Genomic DNA, 18,452 nt, shown 5'->3' with positions numbered 1-18,452 from the left:
AACCGATAAGTTTGGATCCAGATCCGTGCAGATTCCGGTCCCAGTTGTGGCCGGCCGATCGGAGATCCAAACGTGATTCATCACAAAGTCCTTCCCGGCCTCCTCGCGTTAGCGAGTTGCTCCGCGGCGCCCCTTTTTTTCAATCTCGAAACTTGATCCTTTCTCACAGTATTGTGCGTCTGCACAGGACTGGTCCGAAAGGGCGCAATTTCGTATCAATCTGCCGTCCTTAATCCAAAGCGGACCCCGGTCTAGGGGGCCGAGCCATGACACGAGTCTTGTGTCGCGCTCCATCAATTCAACTGCGGGGGTACATAGCCCACTCCCGGCGGCGCGTGTTTTGCGAGCCGCGAATTCCGCATGCGGTGCTTTAAGCCGTGCGGGAAGGGCTGGACTATGGACCGGATGCCTAACTCGAATTTGGGGGCGTTCGGGAAGACCAACTTGGTCGCTATTGGAGCGGCCGGCCCGCATGCCAAGCGTAGCGGGAAAGCAGCAAGGAGAAGTGAACATGATCGATGATTCGCGCGATTCCGCGGAGGTAGGCCAGGGCAGTTCTGAGCAGGGATTGACGCCTGCGCCAAAGCAGAACGCCTCCCCGTGGGACCAAATGAGGAGTCGTCTGGACGCGGTCAAGCCCGAAGATGTTCAAGAGTGCGTCGAGCTGCATGACAAACTCGAACGGGTGCGCCAGCGCCTGGGGCTTAAAACCTGGAGGGCGTTGGAAGGCTATTTTGGGCCGATTCCGCCCTGCGTGAAGAAAGCTCGCTAGCGGTGAAGCGCGGAGTCCACAGTCATGTGGACTCCGCTTGCGATGCAAGCGAGCGGCCTCGAGTGTCTTGCCATTACATCCACGTTCGAGGAGTCGGTCCTGCATACCCGACCGCTGCGACGATGTGGACACGACTGCCGCGACTTTGAGCAGCTCGCAGGTGCTTAAAATGGCATGCTGGCAATCTCTAAACGGCGGCTGGCCATATCGGCCATGCGGAAAGAGATCCCCGGATTGGCGGACGACCTCGCTGGGGTTTGTCTAGCAAACGGTGGATGACTCAACTCAACCGACGTCCCGCGGCACTTCGGCACTTGGGCGAGTCAGATGCTCCGTCGAATTCAAAGAAAGCCAATCGGCATGGCCCCACGTTGTCGAGCGCGGCATTCTTCTGCCAGCGCGTTCGCAAAGTCGATTGCAGAGCGCACCGGCGACAGCCTGTGTCGGCGGATCACGGTTGCGAAGTCCCCCGGCGCCAGCGTCTCCACGTTCGAAAGCACGTGTTCGAAGGCCGTTGCAGAGTCATCAAGTTCCATTGCCTTGCAGCGTTCGAGGAAGAACATTTGGACTTGCTGCCGTGTCAGGTAACGGAAACATAGTTTCGCATCGAACCGTCGCAGCGCGGCTTCGTCGAGCAATTCAAACAGATTTGTCGACATCACCAGCACACCCTCGAAATACTCCATTTGAGTGAGCATTTCGTTAACCGATGTTACTTCCCAGCTATGGCGGCTTCCGGCACGATCCCGAAGAAAGCTATCGGCTTCGTCGATCAGCAGCAGCGCCCGCTCCCGCGTCGCTTCGCGAAAAATCCGGGCGATATTTTGTTCGGTTTCGCCAACATAGGGCGATATCAGGTCCGATGCCCGTCTCAGCATCAGCGGGCATTCGAGCTCCTCGGCCAGCCAGGTTCCAAATGCAGTCTTGCCCGTACCCGGCGGACCGTAGAGGCACAGCCGCGCCGATCGCGTTTGTGCGATACCCTGCGCGAGCGATGCGAGGTCAATGTTAGCGTTGACGAAGCGCGGGTCGAATCTGGGCCCGGCGGCCGTTCCTCGCGGCGCGAGCGGGGCGTGTCCTTGTGCCTCGAGGGTGCCACTGACGAGCCACTCCAGTGCGTCGCCGAAACGCTGCGGTGTCCAGTCGTCAGAACTGTGCTGCAGAACGGCGGCGGCGCGCGCGACCACGCCGGGCGTCAGGGTCGCATTGGCCGCGAGTCGTTCGGCAGTTGCCTCCGGCATGAGGCGCGCGCAGGCGTTGAGAATGATGCGCGAGCGTGCACGAGCCGGGGGCACGGGCATATGCAGAACCATGTCGAAGCGCCGGACGAACGCTGCATCTACTCCGGCCACGGAATTCGACAGCCAGAATGTCGGTACCGGATTTTCCTCCAGGGCGCGGTTAAGCCACGCCTTGCGGGCTTGCGCCACGCTACGTTCTCCCGGTCCGCCATCCGAAAACACGTCCTCGGCTTCGTCGAAAACAATACACGCCTGCCTCTCGGAAAAAAACGCCTGAGCTGCCCGAAACGCGCGCAGACGTTGCTCGCCCGGGACAGCGTCTCCATCAGTATTCTCACCCGTTACTTCATAGAGTTTCAGCTGGAGCGCATCTGCGAGCACGCGCGTCAGTTCGGTTTTACCCGTACCAGGTGCACCATGCACAAGGATGTTCACGCCCCGGCGGCGGGTCGTTGATACGCGTTCCAGATATGTGCGGACCAGACCCACCTGTTCCTCGATATGCGCAAAATCTGGGAGCGTCAATGTGGGTGGTGCCGCAAGCGTAACCATGCCACGCAGGAAGTCGAGCGTCTCTACACTGTCCGACACGATGCAATCGGCAAACCCGTCGGACAGCAGGTCGAGCTTCGACGCCAGCGTCCACCGCTCCTTGCGGTCGACCGTGAGCAAGCCAGAGCGAGCCAGTGTTCCCTGCAGCGAGAGCGCGCTGCGGACCGCTTTCTCCTCGATGTCGAGAACAGCGCTCAATGCGTGGTAGAGCCTCGCCGAGGTGAGGTCGCCGACCCAGTCGCTCATCTTGTCAAGCACGAGATCAGTGTGCACCATTGCTGCGAACATGAGGATACGGGCTTCAACATCCGAGAGCCCGACGAGCAAACGCAGCTGCTCGATATTGGCTGCCACGATGTGCGGCGGTCGCACCTGCGCAGCGTCAGCTTCAGCGCTGACCAGTCGCTCATGCAACAGGTCCAATGCCGCGTGCGCATCGAAGGTGCCTTCGGCTTCATCCGGCGGGCTATCGTTGTCTTCCTCGTCCCTGAGAAGCCGGCTTTGTTTCGCGCCGGGCAATCGCAAGTCGGGCAAGGAAAGGGCATGTGCGACGAGGTCACTGGCCCATCCACCAGGCTTGACCAGACACCTGTGCAATTCGAGCTTGACGAGGAAGCGCAGCGTCCAGAGCTGAACGATAGGCTCGGTTTGCCGGGTGCGTGACAAGGCGGGGTCGGACCGGAGGAAGCGAGGGATCATAAGAGCGTTAAGCGATCTGGTAATGACGCAAATCGAGTATGAGGGGGCTTTGAGACATTTCATGTCTCCAATCGGGAAGGTGCGTCAAATCCGCTGCACGCGCGCCGGGGAGTGTGAAGGGCCCATCGAGGCTCGCGCATTTGGCGAGTCGGTCAGAGTGCCTTCGAACAGACCTTGAACACACTGTTTGTGTGGGGCCGGTGCATGGCCCCGGTACTCGCCCCTTTGGGGCTTGCTGGATCGCGATGGGTGCTGGTCGAAGGAGGCGATGCGGATTCCAGTCGGTCGAGCAGTCTCTGCAGCCGTCGCAGCTGCGTGTGCATGATGCCAGGCGTCGCCAGCGCCTGCTGAATGCGCATAAACCAATAGCTCTGCCCAAAGAGCGACTGGGCGCATTCGTCGCCGACGATACGTTCTAGATGCGCGACTGCTGCATCGAGGTTTTTGATCGTGTAAGGACTCGTCACCTTGTTCGACCTCACGTATTCCCCTTTGTATTTGCGATATGGGGATCGTGGAGCACGATTGGGACAGAATGTGTCTTGATGAGCCGTTGCTTTTGCAACGTTGTGTTCTTGTCGTTCTGGACACCGTTTGTCTCGATGTCATCTCATAGTGATGCTTAAAGGGCGGCCATTTTGGTATTCCAACTACAACCGTGGCCGAAATAGCAACGCTTTTACGAGGACGGCATATGGCAATCGAATATCTGCGTGACGATCAATATCACATCATCGGCACTATCGAGACCGAATCGAGCGGCAAGCAGATTGCCCGAGATGCGCACTATCACAGGGTCGGCGAATATGATCCGAGGTCGGACCTGACCAGGGACAGCCACTACCGGATTATCGGAACGGGAAACCAGTTGTCGTCGTTGATCTGGCGCGGCATTGGATAGCGGCGATAGGCGCACTGTAACTCGCAGGTAAATATTTGTGAGCGGATGCTTAAAGAAATTCAGCCGCATGCCGTAATCGTACTGGTTCAGCCAGGCAAGGGTGCGTGCAGTCGGGACGCGTTTTGTCCGAAGTTCAATGCAAACTACTCACACGTGTCAGCTAAACGCTGCTTGCGCCCTGCTGCGAGTTGGAGCGGGCGGGCGTTGGCGACATCAACCTGCCGTACTGACATGGAAGAGATCCATATGTTGAACAACAATTCCCCGCTTGAAAGCCTCGCTGCGTTCGCGATCGTCTTCGCCACCGGCATCCTGTCGACGGTTGTGCTTGGCAAGTACATTGAAAAGGTGCGTCGCGACGCGCAGAACGTCGTGTCCGGCGCAGCCTGACAGCGAGTCAGACATCGCATCTTGATTCCAGCACGCGATCGCTTTATGCCAATTCCTGCCCGTCCGATGAAACTGACCTGCCGCTCATGCGGCTGGCACCACGTCTATCCGCAGCGCAGCGATGTATTGTCGCTGCCCGGCGCGTGCGCGGCATGCGGCAGCCTCGATCTGGAGCGAAGCGTCGCAGGCCCACTCGATGCTCCTGTCGCGCTGGTAGAACTGATGTTGCACCGCCTCAGAGGTCGTGCACGCATGAAGCCTTAGCGGGCATCGCGACGCTTACATAACAATAAACTACACCGCAGCCAATACGCGGACGGGAACGAGAGGGCCGAACACAATGGACGAAGAACAACGGGTAATAGAGCAAGCCGCCAGCTGGCTGCGCGATGCAGACAGCCTGCTCGTGACAGCAGGCGCGGGGATGGGTGTGGACTCGGGGTTGCCAGATTTTCGCGGCAACGAAGGTTTGTGGCGCGCCTACCCTCCTTTGGGCGCTGCGCAGATCACCTTCGAATCGATTGCCAATCCGGCTTCGTTCCATGAAGATCCAGCACTCGCGTGGGGGTTCTACGGTCACCGCCTGAGCCTCTATCGCGAGATCGAACCTCACGCCGGGTTCGCAATCCTCAGACGCTGGGCGGACCGTGTGCCGCACGGCGCGTTTGTCCGCACCAGCAACGTCGATGGCCAGTTTCAGCGCGCGGGATTCGCAGAAGATCGTGTAGCCGAGTGCCACGGTTCGATTCACTACATGCAATGCATGTTGCCGTGCTGCTCGCGCATCTGGCCGGCGTCCGGGTTCAAACCGCAGGTTGACGAGCAGGCGTGCCGTCTGATTTGCGCGTTGCCGCGTTGCCCGGAATGCGGCGGAGTTGCCCGTCCCAATGTCCTGATGTTCAACGAAGCCGCGTGGCTTTCCAGACGCTCGGACCAACAGGAAGCGAGCCTGCAGCGCTGGAGCGCATCGGTTGGGCGGCCAGTGGTCGTCGAGATCGGCGCCGGCACAGCGTTGCCGACCATTCGCCGTTTCAGCGAGCGATACGGGCCGCGTGTAATCCGCATCAACGCGCGCGAGCCGCAAATCGATCTGGCAAAGGGCATCGGTATTCGGGGTAGCGCGCTCGCGACGCTCATAGCGCTCGATCACGCGCTCGATCAGATTTCCGGCACGCAGGCGTGACGAACTCGTCGAGAGCGGACGCTTTCGCCGACGCACGGGTCGTTGACGGCATGTTTCCAACCTGAGCGTTGCCCGCTATCGAGTCGCCGCCGACGTGCATACCACCATTCAACTCACGACCACGCGCATTGCGCTAACGGAACCTGGCCCGGCGTTGCCCGCATGGGCCTGTTCTGTTTGCGAGCGTTCATGGAGCTTTTCTTGACCTCGAATTCCATCTCTCCGGGCCTGATGCTGATTCACGGCAATCGGTCCGAGCGGCTTCGCGATCTGCTTGTCGAATGGATGAAGCGTTATCCGCTCGCACCGCTCGAGAACGAGACGATCCTCGTGCAGAGCAACGGCATCGCGCAGTGGCTCAAGCTGGCGCTCGCTGCCGATCGGGATCCCGTGACGGGCTCCGGCGGCTGTGGCATTGCCGCCGCACTGGAAGTCTCGTTGCCTTCACGATTCATCTGGCAGGCGTATCGCTCGGTGCTCGGGGCTTCGTCGGTGGCCGAGGTGTCGCCATTCGACGAATCCCGGCTCGTCTGGCGGCTGATGCGCGTCTTGCCTGCTCTCATCGACCTCCCGGCGTTCGAGCCATTGCGCCGTTTCATTAGCCACGACGACGACCGCCGCAAGCGCTTTCAGCTTGCTGAGCGGATCGCCGATCTGTTCGATCAGTACCAGATGTATCGCTCGGACTGGCTGGCTAGCTGGGCGCAGGGCGATGACGTCGTGCTGGATGCGAAGGGCGAGGCCCATCCATTACCGGATGAGCAGCGCTGGCAGGCGGCGCTATGGCGCGAGCTGGTCGCCGACGTCGCGCGATCGATGAACAGCGGCTCGGCGCACGATGCGATGTCGAACGGCGGGCGCGCTGCCGTGCACGAGGCGTTCCTGAAGCGCGTCGACGCGTGGGACAGCGACGCGCGCCCGGCCGGTCTGCCGCGGCGGATTGTCGTGTTCGGCATTTCGAGCCTGCCGCGCCAGTCGCTGGAGGCATTAGCCGCGCTCGCGCGTTGGAGCCAGGTGCTGATGTGTGTGCCGAACCCGTGCGCGCACTATTGGGCCGACATCGTCCCCGACAAGGAACTGCTGCGCGCGCAGCACTCGCGTCAGCAGCGCCGCGACGGCTCACCCGCCGAACTGCCCGCAGACGAGCTGCATTTGCATGCGCATCCGCTGCTTGCGTCATGGGGCAAGCAGGGGCGCGATTTCATCGGCTTGCTCGACGAGTTCGACAGCGCCGAGGCGCGCGAGCGCTATCGCCCGCAGTTCGCGGGCATCGGTCAGCGCATCGACCTGTTCGAGGAACGCGATGCAGCGACGCTGTTGCAGCAGCTGCAGGACGACATCCGTGACCTGCGTCCGCTGCGCGAGACGCAAACCGAATGGCCCGACGTCGATCCGGTGACGGACGACTCAATCCGTTTCCATGTCGCCCACAGCGCGCAGCGCGAAGTCGAGATCCTGCACGACCAGCTGCTCGCGGCATTCAACGCAGATCCGAGCCTGAAGCCGCGAGACATCATCGTGATGGTGCCGGATATCGAGGCCTACGCTCCGCATATCCAGGCCGTGTTCGGACTGCTCGACCGCGAAGATCCTCGCTACATTCCGTTCAGCGTCGCCGATCGTGGACAACGCAAGGCCGACCCGCTGGTGGGCGCACTCGAGACGCTGCTCGGCTTGCAGCATTCGCGTGTGAACGTGAGCGACTTGCTCGATCTACTCGATGTACCCGCGCTGCGCGCGCGCTTCGGCATCGACGAACGCGATCTGCCGAAGCTGCGCGCATGGATGCGGGGCGCGAACGTGCGCTGGGGGCTTCATACCGGGCACCGCGAGAGCCTGGGCCTGCCACGCGACGACAGCGCGGCGGCGCCGCATACCTGGATGTTCGGCCTGCGCCGGATGCTGCTGGGCTATGCCGTCGGCGGCGATGCTCAAGCGTGGCGCGAGATCGAGCCGTTCGGCGAAGTCGGCGGGCTGGACGCAGTGCTGCTCGGACCGCTCGTGAGGCTGATCGACGAGCTGGACCACGCATGGCGCGCGCTCAGCGAGCCCGCGACGCCCGCCGGGTGGTGTGAGCGTCTGCGTGCGCTCAAGCATGCATTCTTCAACGCCGAGGACGGTAACGACGCCTATACGCTCGCGCACCTCGATAACGTCCTGCAGGCGTGGCTTGATGCGTGTGAAGAGGCTGGTCTCACCGACACGCTGCCGCTTTCCGTGGTCGGCGATTACTGGCTGGGTCAGCTCGACGAAGGCGGCCTTTCGCAACGCTTCTTCGGGGGCGCGGTGACGTTCGCGACACTGATGCCGATGCGCGCCATTCCGTTTCGCCGAGTGTGCCTGCTCGGCATGAACGACGGCGACTATCCGCGCACGCGCGTTCCGATCGACTTCGACCTGATGCGCGGTCACTACCGGCCCGGTGACCGGTCGCGCCGCGAGGACGATCGCTATCTGCTGCTCGAAGCGGTGTTGTCGGCACGCGATCACCTGCATGTGTCCTGGGTCGGGCGCAGCATCAACGACAACAGCGACCGCCCGCCGTCGGTGCTGATCGGCCAGCTTCGCGATCACCTGGCAGAAGGGTGGCGTAACGAGAACGCAAGCTGCGACACGAGCGCTACGCTCGTCGATACATTGACGGTCGAACACCGCCTGCAGCCATTCAGCGCCGAGTATTTTTCCCTGGATGCGGACGCCGCCGCGGCTTCGCCGCTCTTTACCTATGCGGCCGAGTGGCGTACCGCGCCGAGCCAGACCGAAGCAGGCGGGCCCGCGCGGGATGCCGCGCTTGCCCCTGTCGTGCGTGACGAGCCTTTGTCGCTGCGTGAACTCGCGGACTTCCTGAAGAGCCCAGTCAAGGCGTTCTTCAATCAGCGCCTGCGCGTCGCGCTCGACACGCAGGTAAGCGCGAGCGACGATCAGGAGCCGTTCAAGCTGGATGCGCTCGAAACCTGGAAGCTTCAGGACGAACTGATCCACGCTCTGGCCTCCGAAGTGCACGACGGGAACCACGACGATGCGGCTCTCGCTGCGGCGCGCGAGGCGCGGCTCGCCGTCATCCGCCGCCGAGGCGACGTGGCCGCGGGCGGGTTCGGCGAACTGGCGAACGACAAGCTAATCGAGCCGATGGACAAGCTCTTTGCGGAGTACCGCAAACAGCTCGAACGCTGGCCAACGGTCATCGCGCGCGAGCAGGAAATCGGTTTTGAAATTGCCAGCGAATACGGGCGACTTGCTGTCGCGGACTGGCTCGGCCAATGGCGCGTCGGTGTCGACGGCAAGCTCGCGCGCGTGTTGCTCGAAACGAGCGAACTCGCGGAGGCGAGGAAGAACCGCTATCGCTATCCGAGGCTGATCGCGCCGTGGGTTCAGCATCTTGCGGCGAACCTCGACGGACGTAAGGTGACGACGGTGATCGTCAGCAAGAAGGGAACGGTAGAGTTCGAGCCGCTGAAGGACGGCGCGGCGGAAGCGTATCTGGGCACGCTGCTGCGCACATGGGAAGAAGGCATGCGCAGGCCGCTGCCGCTTGCCGTCGAGACGGGCGTCGAATGGCTGTTCGCAACTAACGCCTTTGGCGATAGCGGGAAGCCGCAGCAGGACCCGGCGGCGGCTGTGAAGGCCGCGCGCGACAAATACGACGGCGGCTACTCGCCGGGCGAGGCGGCGAAAAGCGCGAGCCTGGGCCGCGCTTATCCCGACTTCGACGCGTTGTCTGCGAGCGGTGAATTCTCGACGCTCGCCGGCATGCTGCTCGGGCCGCTGATTCTCGCGGTGAAAAAGAAAGACAAAGACAAAGACAAAGACAAAGCCGTGGCCAACGCGGCAGGAGCCAACGAATGAACGGGCCTATCCCTTCAATGAACGCGATGAGTGTGCCGCGCCCGCTCGACCCCCTGCGCTTCTCGCTGTCCGGCCGCAGTCTGATCGAAGCGAGCGCAGGCACGGGCAAGACCTTTACGATCGCGATGCTCTATGTGCGGCTGGTGCTGGGACACGATCCGTCGAACGAGCGAGCGCGTCCGCTGACGCCGCCCGAGATTCTCGTGGTGACCTTTACCGATGCCGCAACCAAGGAGTTGCGCGACCGTATCCGCGCGAGATTGACGGCGGCGGCCGCGTATTTTCAGACCGACCCTGACGAAGTGACAACGCTCGCGCCGGGCGAGACTGATCTGCTGCACACGCTGCGCGAAGCCTATCCGGCACAGCAATGGCCCGCTTGCGCGCGGCGGCTCCAACTCGCCGCCGAGTGGATGGATGAAGCGGCCGTGTCGACCATTCACGGCTGGTGCAACCGCATGCTGCGCGAGCACGCATTCGATAGCGACAGCCTGTTCACCCAGTCGCTTGAAACCGATCAGGCCGAACTGCTCGCAGAAGTGGTGCGCGACTATTGGCGCACGTTCCTCGCGCCGCTCGGCGCGGAAGACGCAGCAAGTGTGGCCGCATGGGCCGCCGGGCCGCAGGAATTGCAGAAGAAGCTGCGCAATCTGATCGACGTTGCGCCGTTGCTGGAGGACGCGTCCAAACCGGCCGATGCGTTGCAGGCCGCCCGAGAAGCGTTGGCGCACCGTCTCGCCGAATTGAAGGCGCCGTGGAAGACGTGGCCCGCGGAAATGAAAGTTGTACTCGACACAGCGCGGGCCGCCGGGCAATACGTCGGCAGAGAATTGGGACCGGCAAACTGCAAAAATTGGCTCGATGCGCTTAGCGAATGGGCATGCGATCCGCTAAAGAATATGCCGGCGCTGAGTGAGAACGGCTGGGAGCGCCTGACCCCCGATGGACTCACCAAGTATTGCCAGAAGGGCACGCCTCCGTCGCACCCAGGCTTTGACGCGCTCTTGACATTGCGCGCCGAACTCGACGCGCTGCCCGATGCGCGTGACGATTTCCTCTCGCATGCGGCCCGATGGGTGGCGGAGCGCTTCGCGGCAGAACAGGCGCGGCGCGCACAAATGGGCTTCGACGATCTCCTCACGCGCCTCGACGCCGCGCTGCATGGCCCGAATGGCGACCGGCTTGCCGGGATTGTGCGCAAGCAGTTTCCGGTCGCGTTGATCGACGAGTTCCAGGATACGGACCCGGTCCAGTACCGCATCTTCGATGCCGTCTATCGCCAGGCGAACGATGGTGCGAACGATGGCACCAACGACATTGCAACGAACGCGCTCATCCTGATCGGCGATCCGAAGCAGGCCATCTACGCGTTTCGCGGCGCGGACATTTATACATACCTTGCGGCGCGCCGCTCTTGCGGCACGCAGCTCTACACGCTCGCGACGAACTTCCGCTCGACGCACGCGATGGTTAACGCGACGAACCATTGCTTCAACGTCGCGGAGCAGCGCAACGATGGCGATGGCGCATTCCTGTTCCGCACGAGTGATGGCAATCCCGTGCCGTTCGTCACGGTCGGCGCGAAAGGCCGTGACGACGCGTTCGTCGTCGACGGCGAGGTGCCGCGCGCATTGACGGCATGGTGGCTGCCCGCGTCCGACGACGGCAAGCCGCTCGACAAGACCACCTATATCGACCGCATGGCGCAGAGCTGCGCAACCGAGATGGTGCGGCTGCTCGACCTTGGACAACGCGGCAGCGCCGGGTTCGTGGGCGAAGACGGTCGAAAGGCGCTGCGCCCCGCCGACATGGCCGTGCTCGTCAGCAACCGGACGGAAGCCGACGCGATCCGCTCGGCGCTCGCGAGACGCAATGTGCGCACCGTCTATCTGTCCGACAAGGACTCGGTACTCCAGAGTCCTCAAGCTGCCGAACTGCAGCACTGGCTCGCGGCCTGCGCGGACCCCGACGACGGACGGCTCGTGCGCACTGCGCTCGCGACCGCGACGCTCGGGCTTGGCTGGACCCAGCTCGACGCACTCTACGGCAATGAAATGAAGTGGGAAGCGTGCGTGCTGCAGTTTCGCGGCTATCGCGAATGCTGGCGCCGCCAGGGCGTGCTGCCGATGCTGCGGAGGTTGCTCAACGATTTCGGCGTGCCTGCGCGCCTGCTCGGCTTGGACGCGCACAAGGGGCAGAGCGTGGAAGGCGGCGAGCGGATCATGACTGACCTGCTGCATCTGGCCGAACTGCTGCAGCAGGCCAGCACGCTGATCGAAGGCGAGCACGGCCTGATCCGCTATCTCGTCGAAGAGCGACAGGCCTCGTCTGAAGGCAATGGCGGCGGCGACGCGCGGCAAATCCGTCTGGAAAGTGACGGCGATCTCGTGAAGGTGGTGACCATTCACAAGTCGAAAGGGCTCGAATATCCGCTCGTGTTCCTGCCGTTCGTTTGCGCACATCGTCCGGCAAATGCAGACGACATGCCGCTCAAATGGCACGACGCACAAGGTGACTTGCAGGTCGCGCTGGCAGACAAGGGCGGTGTCCTGCAAAAGGTCGACCGCGAGCGGCTTGGCGAAGATCTGCGCAAGCTCTACGTGGCGTTAACGCGCGCCCGCTACGCGACGTGGATCGGCATGGCGGAGATCAAGGAATTTGAGCGCAGCGCGATCGGCCATCTGCTCAACGGCGGAAAGGTACTCGCGGCAGCCAGCCTCGCCAAGAGCCTCGAAGAGGCGTTCGGCGCATCGACGCACATTGCGATTGCTCCCGCGCCCGAACCGGACGTCGAACGGCTCGCCGGCAAGGATGAAGCCGCGCGGCAGGGTAAGGCACGCAAGTCGGCGCGCGTGATGCGCGAACAGTGGTCCGTAGCGAGCTATTCGAGCCTCAAGAAGATGAGCCAGGGCGCGTGGGTCGCGCCGGATACGTCGAGTGAAGAAGGCTTCATCGAGGCACGCGATGCCGAGCGGGAGCTCGACGCTGACGATGCGCCGTCGCCGCAGCCGCTGCGTCGCGCGGCAGCTCAGCCGGCGGCGCGCGCGTTACACGATTTCCCGCGCGGTTCCGACGAAGGTAGCTTCCTGCACGATCTCCTCGAATGGGCCGCTCACCGCGGATTCGCCGAGGTCGCAGCAGACAGCGGGCCGCTGCGCGAAGTTGTCGCGCGCCGTTGCAGCGTGCGTGGCTGGGAGCGCTGGATTGATCCGCTGACGGAATGGATCAGGCAGATCATCACGACGCCGCTCGCGTTAAGTGGGAAGCAGGGCATCAAGGCAACATCGGTCGCGTTGTCCGGGTTGCGCGAGTCGATCGCCGAAATGGAGTTCTGGCTTGCCGCGCATCACGTCGACACGGCTGCCATCGACAGACTCGTGAGCGAATACACGGTCGAACGAGCCGAACGCCCCGCGATCGAACCTGCCCAGCTGAACGGCATGCTCAAGGGCTTCATGGATCTCGTGTTCGAGCACGAAGGCCGCTACTACGTGGCCGACTACAAGTCGAACTGGCTCGGTGCCGACGACGCCGCCTACACGGCGGAGAAGATTCGCGCGCAGATCCTGCGCTCGCGCTACGACTTGCAATACGTGCTGTATCTGCTCGCCCTGCACAGGCTGCTGAAGGCGCGGCAGCCCGGCTACGACTACGACACGCACATTGGCGGCGCGGTCTATCTGTTCCTGCGCGGCCTGAACGCAACGACACAGGGCGTCTATGCCGAGCGGCCGCCGCGCGAGCTGATCGAACGGCTCGACGCACTGTTCACGGGCGACGCTACTGTCGCCGGTCTGGAGGCAGCATGAGTACGACCTTTCCCGAAACGACTGACGCTGTGCCCCAAGGCGTGGGAAGCCGCGAGCAGGTCGAGCGGCTGATGACAGGCTGGGTCGAGCGGGGCTGGCTGCGGGACATCGACGCCGCATTCGCCCGTTTTCTCGCGCGCGAAGTGCCCGATGCGCACGCGCTACTGATACTCGCGGCGGCGCTTACGAGCCATCAGCTCGGGCGCGGCCACGCTTGCCTCGATCTTGCCGCGACGCTCGACAACCCCGCGTCCGTGTTGTCGCTTCCGCCCGAGGGCCTGTTCGCGCGTGACGACGAAGCTCGAGATGTCGTGCTGCCGTCGACGGTGCTCGCGGACATCACGCTGGAGCGCTGGCGGGCAGCGCTCGCGCATGCCGATCTGGTATGCGGCGGCGCCGGCAGCACGCCGCTGGTGCTGATCGGGACGCGGCTCTATTTGCGGCGCTACTGGCAGTACGAACAGAACGTATGCCGCGCGATCGGCCAGCGCTTCGAAGCGACGGGACGACTCGAAAGCGGGCTGGACGCCGAGGGGCTGCGCCATGCGCTAGCGACGCTGTTTCCATCGCAGTCGAAACAGGACGACAACGAGGAAACCGACTGGCAGAAGCTCGCCTGCGCGCTCGCCGCGCGCAGCGCGTTCAGCATCATCACGGGCGGACCCGGCACGGGCAAGACGACGACCGTCGTGAAGCTGCTCGCGTTGCTGCAATCGCAGGCGCTCGCGGACGGCTCTGCACGGCCGTTGCGCATCCGCCTCGCGGCGCCGACGGGCAAGGCGGCCGCGCGCCTGAACGAGTCGATCGCAGGCGCGGTCGCGCGTCTGCCGCTCGGTGCTTTCGCACGTGGCGAGGCGATCCGGGAGGCGATTCCCGTCGCCGTTACGACGCTGCACCGGCTGCTCGGCACGCGTCCCGACTCGCGGTGTTTCAGGCATCACGCGGGCAATCCGCTCGCGCTCGATGTGCTGGTAATCGACGAGGCGTCGATGGTCGATCTGGAGATGATGAATGCCGTGCTTGACGCGCTGCCCGGAGAGGCGCGCCTGATCCTGCTTGGCGACAAGGACCAGTTGGCTTCTGTGGAGGCAGGCGCTGTGCTCGGCGAACTTTGCCAGCGCGCCCGTGCCGCCCACTTCACGCGTGCGACGCAAACCTGGCTGGAAGCGGCGACAGGCGAGCGCATCGATGCACGTCTGGTGGACGACGCGGGCAGCGCGCTCGATCAGTCGATTGCGATGCTGCGCGTGAGCCACCGCTTTTCGAAGGACAGCGGCATCGGGCAGCTAGCCGAGGCTGTCAACAGCGGCGAGCCTGCAAAGGTCGCAAAGGTGTGGGCGCACGGTTACTCGGACCTCGCGTGGATCGAATCGATGGAAAAGGGCGATGCGGCATTCAAGGCGCTCGTCGTCGACGGCGTGGCGGGTGGCATTGGTCGTGAGGTGACGACCAACGGGCGGCGCGGCTATCGCCACTATCTGCAAACATTGCGCGCTAAGCAGCCCTCGCACGATGCCGATCAGGCGACTTTGGACGTCTGGGCGAACGCCGTGCTCGACGCGCATGGGGAATTCCAGCTGTTGTGCGCGTTGCGGCGCGGGGCGTGGGGCGTCGAGGGACTGAACCGGCGCGTCGCGTATCTGCTCCAGGAGGAGCGACTCATTGCCGCGACGGGCGAATGGTATGTCGGGCGTCCCGTGCTGGTGACGCGCAACGACTACGAACTGGGACTGATGAACGGCGACATTGGTATCACGCTTGAGCTGCCCACGCCCGAGGGCGGCTGGACCCTACGCGTCGCATTTGCTGCGGGTGATGGCTCGCATCGCATCAAGTGGGTGCTGCCGAGCCGCCTGCAGGCCGTTGAGACCGTGTTCGCGCTGACGGTCCATAAATCGCAAGGCTCGGAGTTCACGCACGCCGCGCTCGTGCTGCCCGACACGCTCAGCCCCGTGTTGACGCGCGAACTCGTCTACACGGGGATCACCCGGGCTCGAAGTTTTTTGACGATCGCAAGTGCTGGCGGCAAGTCGATCGTCGAGCGGGCTGTGGAGGCGTGCGTCCTGCGTGCGAGCGGTCTGTCGGCTGGATTCGATTTTCAGTGACGCTTTGAAAACTTCTTTTGAAGGAACGTGTACCGATGAACCGTAAAGAGTTTCTCGCACAACCTAGTGTACAGGGCTTCGTGACCTGGCTTGCCCGGCGGCTGCCGGAATTGTCTGTGCGGCTGCGTGTTGCGCACAGCAGGTATGTTCCGGGGGGAATCGATGAGCAGGTGTCCGGTCTCGAAGCGGTTCTCGCGCACTACCACTGGCGTGCGAGCTGGTACGAGCCGCGCACCTGCAAGCCGGTTGAATCCGGTGACTGGGCGTCGACGCGCGCGTCGCTCGAACGTCTTGGCGCGTGGCTGCGCGAGAGCGTCGCGAATGGCGACGAACTCGAGGCGGGCGCTGCTGCACGCGAAATATTGCGGTGGGGTGGTGTGAGTAGTGCGATTCCATTTATCGAGTCGAAGGTCCGGAAAAACGAGTGGTGCGCGTATCTGAAAGAACTGGCACCGCTTTTTGCGCTAGACGGAGACCAGGCGCTCGAGGCCTTGCACGCCGGTAATGTGGAGCGATTCGACTCGGGCATGACCAAGATTCACGCGCTGTTCGATACGACGGGCTCGCCGATTTATGACAGCCGTGTTGGTGCTGCCCTGGCGATGTTGTATGAAATGTTCAGGGGCGAGCTCGGACGCGAAGGTGTTCAGTATGATGCGCTGGGCTTTCCATCGGGGCCCGCGCGCGGACCGCAGATTCGCAATCCTGTTGGCTTGGGTTTGACGGCATCGCCGCAGTTCTATACGCCTCAGGTTCGCCCTGAGGAATGGGCGCGATGGCAACTGAAGACAGGGTGGATCATTCGCGCTGTTCTTGAACAGACCGCGCTATTTGCGAGCGAGCTTGCAGGCAAAGCCGCGAACAATATCGCCGCTCGTTGCCATGCGTTCGAGGCCGCGCTGTTCATGATCGGATATGACATCCGGAGTCTCGGCGGTGATGACGGGATTCACACTGCGCCGGATGCCGGTGGCTCTCCGCCTACCCCTGATAGAAGTGGAAACTGGGTGCCGGTCGGACATCCGTTTGGCAGCGTGTTAAGTGTGTATCGCGCGTATCGCGAGACAAGTCCGGCCGACCCTGGGATAGATGCATTCGGTCTTTGGCTGCAAGCCAATCCGCGATCGGATATGCACGTCTCCATCGCGAACAACTTCGCGAACTATCAATATCCGCTTGGCGAACGCGAGTTCAATCTTCCCGAACGCACGCTGGAGCATGTGCAGTCGATTGGGGATGGGAAGGAAGGCGGGCTTCTCGTAGCGAATAACGGTGAGCCGGAGTTTATCGCGGGCGATGAGCGCGAACAGGTGTGCCTCGTTTGCGCCGGGCTGACGGGATACTGCTATGCGGCTGACCCGACGCCTGAAGCTCGCACCGAACGTCTGATCAGGACGGGCTTTGCAGGCACCAGAAATTCGGCAAATACGCTGCTATCGGTCGGCCGGGGAGTCGGCACGCACTTTGGTTTGCTTGACAGAGACTTCCAGCCGACCGACCTGTTTCGTCGTTTCTTTCGCGATGGATTCGACGACTTTCGCAATCGGCTCGGTGTCGATCGATAAGGAACGGACTCACGGCGGGACGTGGCGGGGAATCGGGACAACAAATGTCCCGACCACCTGTCACGCTACAGGTCCCTCTTCCGACACGGACCCACGCCATGCCGCAAATGATCGACCACATCGACGCGATCGCACGCAAAAAGCAGCGCGATGCGCTTTTCGTGACCTTCACCGACGATCCATCCGGCGAACCTTCGCCGTATGACTGGGAGTCGCACCCCGGGCGCGCCGTCATCATCGAATGGCTCGATACGCACGGCTACGCGTGGCAGCCCTGCGGCGAAGTCGCCGATGAACGGATGATGGTCAGCTATCGCGGCTCGATCTATATCGATGTACCGTACGACCTCGCCGATCCTCGCTATCGCGCGCTCGAAGCGTTTCTTGAGCACCCGGACGGCTCGCTGCGAATGCCGCACATGCGCTTTCTCGTGATTGGCCTCGACTATGCCAACAGGAATGCGCACCACGACGAACCGGGCTTCTGGGACCGCTGGGCCGAACGTTTCTGACTATAACGAGAACATGACGATGATCGATTACAACGACATTCAACGCGCCGCCGAGTGGATTCGCAACGCCGACGGCATTGTGATCGCGGCAGGTGCGGGCATGAGCGTGGATTCTGGCCTGCCCGACTTTCGGGGCACACAAGGCTTGTGGACGTCGCTGCTGCCCGCAGGCATGACGGAGCGTGACGTCGGCTCGCTGACGAAGGGGGACTGCTTTGTAGACAAACCCGTCGATGCGTGGCAATTCTACGGGCGCGCGCTTCAGGTGTGCCGTCAACTGAAGCCGCATGCAGGCTATGCGATGCTCGATCGCTGGGCACGTCGCGTTGCGCATGGCGCCTTCGTTTTCACGAGCAACGTCGACGGCCACTTTCAGGCGGCGGGTTATGAAGAGGCACGCATCCTCGAGTGTCACGGCACGATCAATTTCATACAGTGCGGCATGCCCTGCGGCGATGCAATCTGGGCGTCGGGCAATATGATGGATGGCGTCGATATCGACGCGCTTGCGCCTTCCGCTTTGCCGCGATGCCCGCATTGCGGCCATCTCGCGCGGCCTAATTTCCTGTTGTTCGACGACCAATGCTGGGTCGAAACGCGCACTACGGCGCAATGGGAGAGGCTGCGTATCTGGCTGCGCGCCGTGCAACGACCCGTGGTGATCGAACTCGGTGCAGGCACGGCGGTACTGAGCGTGCGCATGTTCGCGGAGTCGGTGCGCGGCCCGCTCATCCGCATCAATCCCGACGAAAGCGAAGTGGTGGGCGAGGGTGTCGGCTTGCGCGGCACTGCTCTCGATGTACTCAAAGCACTCGACGCCGTGCTCGCCGGAAACTGACTTCAGGAATATGGTGCGCGTCGCGTCGCGGAAGGATCG

At 62.8% G+C, this 18,452-nt stretch carries 12 protein-coding genes; 10 read left to right on the top strand and 2 right to left on the bottom strand.

Annotation, left to right across the window (positions count from 1 at the left end; all coding sequences use genetic code 11):
• Positions 1-511: 511 nt before the first annotated feature.
• On the top strand, positions 512-772 hold the full coding sequence (locus tag BLT65_RS12385) for a hypothetical protein (protein WP_091778066.1): 261 nt from the start codon (positions 512-514) through the stop codon (positions 770-772).
• Between the two features lie 341 nt (positions 773-1,113).
• Here BLT65_RS12385 and BLT65_RS12380 read toward each other — a convergent pair whose 3' ends face one another.
• The gene (locus BLT65_RS12380) at positions 1,114-3,231 is read right to left on the bottom strand and encodes an AAA family ATPase (RefSeq protein ID WP_167306481.1); all 2,118 of its coding nucleotides are present in this window, start codon (positions 3,229-3,231) and stop codon (positions 1,114-1,116) included.
• A gap of 185 nt (positions 3,232-3,416) precedes the next feature.
• Entirely contained in the window at positions 3,417-3,746 is a 330-nt protein-coding gene (locus BLT65_RS47620) for a hypothetical protein (protein WP_208545763.1), read from the bottom strand.
• Positions 3,747-3,958: 212 nt separating this feature from the next.
• On the opposite strand from BLT65_RS47620, the gene BLT65_RS12370 reads away from it, so the two are divergent.
• The 9 genes from BLT65_RS12370 (at position 3,959) to BLT65_RS12330 (ending at position 18,413) form a co-directional block, all read left to right on the top strand.
• Complete coding sequence (locus BLT65_RS12370; RefSeq protein ID WP_091778063.1) at positions 3,959-4,165, top strand: hypothetical protein; 207 nt, start codon at positions 3,959-3,961, stop codon at positions 4,163-4,165.
• Between the two features lie 246 nt (positions 4,166-4,411).
• Entirely contained in the window at positions 4,412-4,555 is a 144-nt protein-coding gene (locus BLT65_RS47185; RefSeq protein WP_167306480.1) for a hypothetical protein, read from the top strand.
• A 340-nt stretch (positions 4,556-4,895) separates the two neighbouring features.
• Positions 4,896-5,738 (top strand): SIR2 family NAD-dependent protein deacylase, encoded by an 843-nt coding sequence (locus BLT65_RS12360; RefSeq protein ID WP_091778059.1) that lies wholly within the window; start codon positions 4,896-4,898, stop codon positions 5,736-5,738.
• 201 nt (positions 5,739-5,939) lie between these two features.
• Positions 5,940-9,584 (top strand): exodeoxyribonuclease V subunit gamma, encoded by a 3,645-nt coding sequence (recC, locus tag BLT65_RS12355; RefSeq protein ID WP_244186486.1) that lies wholly within the window; start codon positions 5,940-5,942, stop codon positions 9,582-9,584.
• Entirely contained in the window at positions 9,581-13,393 is a 3,813-nt protein-coding gene (gene recB, locus BLT65_RS12350) for an exodeoxyribonuclease V subunit beta (protein WP_091778055.1), read from the top strand. The genes recC and recB overlap by 4 nt, the downstream gene beginning before the upstream one ends.
• On the top strand, positions 13,390-15,498 hold the full coding sequence (recD, locus tag BLT65_RS12345; RefSeq protein WP_091778053.1) for an exodeoxyribonuclease V subunit alpha: 2,109 nt from the start codon (positions 13,390-13,392) through the stop codon (positions 15,496-15,498). Before recB ends, recD begins: the two co-directional genes overlap by 4 nt.
• Positions 15,499-15,533: 35 nt before the next feature.
• Complete coding sequence (locus tag BLT65_RS12340) at positions 15,534-17,063, top strand: hypothetical protein (protein WP_091778051.1); 1,530 nt, start codon at positions 15,534-15,536, stop codon at positions 17,061-17,063.
• 98 nt (positions 17,064-17,161) lie between these two features.
• The gene (locus BLT65_RS12335; RefSeq protein ID WP_091778049.1) at positions 17,162-17,575 is read left to right on the top strand and encodes a hypothetical protein; all 414 of its coding nucleotides are present in this window, start codon (positions 17,162-17,164) and stop codon (positions 17,573-17,575) included.
• A 13-nt stretch (positions 17,576-17,588) separates the two neighbouring features.
• Entirely contained in the window at positions 17,589-18,413 is an 825-nt protein-coding gene (locus BLT65_RS12330; RefSeq protein WP_244186485.1) for an SIR2 family NAD-dependent protein deacylase, read from the top strand.
• Positions 18,414-18,452 lie beyond the last annotated feature (39 nt).

The sequence above is a fragment of the Paraburkholderia steynii genome (assembly GCF_900100565.1).
Classification (GTDB): Bacteria; Pseudomonadota; Gammaproteobacteria; order Burkholderiales; family Burkholderiaceae; genus Paraburkholderia; species Paraburkholderia terrae.
Note: the sequence above shows the minus strand (reverse complement) of the source record. Positions and strands in the feature narration are given on the sequence as shown.